Raw genomic sequence first — 1,792 nt, 5'->3', positions numbered from 1 at the left:
GGGCCCGGCTCCGGCAGCGGGTCGTAGCCGCACAGCGCCTCCTCCGCGGCGCCCACCGCCAGCCCCGTGAGCAGGGCGCGGCCGTCCTCGCAGATCAGCACGGTGCGTGCGGTGACGTTGCGGTGGGCCCAGCCGTGCGCGTGCACGACGCGCAGCGCGGCGAGCACATCCGCCGCGATCTCCGCGGCGCGGTGCGCCCCCAGGGGACGCTCGGCCAGTAAGGCGGCGAGCGAGTGAGCGGGGACCAGCTCGCTCACGATCCACAGGCCGTCGCCCTCCACGAAGACGTCGAAGACCTGGTCGAGCCGTGGGTGGTCGGGGATCCGGGAGGCGGCCACCGCCGCCTCGACCGCGCGCCGCACCACCGGGTCGGCGGGCCTGCGCGTGGCCCGGCCCGGGGGCACTCCCTGCTCGAAGAGCCGGGGGGAGGAGCCGTGCGGCTGCCCCGCGCCGTCCGGGGCGCCGGGCACGGCCGCGTACCGGCCCTCGTCCACCACCTCGGCGTCGACCACCTCGGGCAGCGGCACCTGCCGGACGAGGACCTCCTGGCCGCTCGCCGTGTCCCAGGCCAGCGACTCCGCGTACGCGTACTCCTCGGCGGGCGGCGGAGGCAGGCGGTAGCGGTCGGCGAGCAACCGCCCCGCGTATCCCGCGTGGTCCTCCACGACGCCTCCCCACAGCGCGCCAAGCCGTCAGTTCCGCACGCACTCCGCACTCTTCGCGGATGGTGACGGTCCGCGGTCTCTCACGATACGTGCCGGAACGGTCCCGTGCGGACGTACGGACCACTCCGCCGTATCAACAGCCGGTCTCTTCAGCGCTTCCCCCTCAGCGGCGCCCCGGAACCGCGCTCAGCCGACCGGCTTGAACGTCTTGAACGCCGTCTCACGGAGCGTGGTGCACTGCTTGCTCTGCCACTCGCTCGCCTTGCAGGTGATCATGATGGCGTAGCCGTGGTCGCCGTCCACCTTGAAGCCGCGGTTGAGCACGCGGACCTTCTCGCCGTTCTCCTTGCGGAGGAACTGCCAGTCCGCGACGGTCGGATAGTCGCGCCAGTCGGTCTTGGCGATGCCGAGCGGGCGGTATCCGGAGCTGGCGCCCTTGACGGCGGGCTCCAGGCCGCGCCAGGCACTGGCGGCGCTGGCGAGCGGGCTGTCGTTGAAGTCCACCTGGATCTTCGGGGAGCCGCCGCCGGCCGGGCCGTACTTCCCGCCGGAGTTCGCACCCGCGATGCCGGTGCGCTGCCAGCCCTTGGGCATGGCCATGGCGAAGCGGAAGCGCTTGTCGGTCACCTTGCGGTACCCGTCGGGGAGTGCGGAGCCGCCGTTCTTCTGCTTGCCGGACCGGTCGGCCGCGTCCTTGTCGCCGCTGTCGCCCTTGCCGTCCTTGCCGCCCTTGTCGGAGTCTCCGCTGTCGCCCTTGTCGTCCTGGCCGCCCTTGGCGCCGTCGCTCGACGACGAGCCGTTCTTCGCCTCGTTCCCGTCGCTCCCCTCCCCGCTCGCCACGGTGGCGACCACCGCGACCACGACGACCACCGCGATGACCACCGCGGTGGCGATGAGCGCGAGGGTCCGGCGGTCGAACCGGCGCCGCAGCTCGGGCAGCTCCCGCAGATCGCGCAGCGAGGTGATCGCGTCACTGCCCCCGCTCTCCGGCGGCAGCGCTCCGCCGCGGCTCCCGACGCTCCCGGTGGTGCTCGCGGCGTCCCCGGCACCGGCACCGGCGGGGGTGCCGCCCGTACGCCGCTCCGCCGCGCCCTGCTGCTCCCCGGGCGCGGCGGGCGGCGGGGTGG

1 protein-coding gene and 1 pseudogene are annotated in these 1,792 nt (G+C 74.3%); both read right to left on the bottom strand.

Annotated elements, in window-relative coordinates:
• The coding region (locus tag G5C65_RS36690) for a protein kinase (RefSeq protein WP_165303363.1) at positions 1–665 on the bottom strand (665 nt) is incomplete at its 3' end.
• A 186-nt stretch (positions 666–851) separates the two neighbouring features.
• A pseudogene (locus tag G5C65_RS36685) lies at positions 852–1,792 on the bottom strand (serine/threonine-protein kinase); the annotation flags it as partial.

The organism is Streptomyces boncukensis (assembly GCF_011045075.1).
GTDB classification, from domain to species: Bacteria; Actinomycetota; Actinomycetes; order Streptomycetales; family Streptomycetaceae; genus Streptomyces; species Streptomyces boncukensis.
The sequence above is the reverse complement of the archived record's forward strand: the minus strand, read 5'-3'. Positions and strand labels throughout refer to the sequence as shown.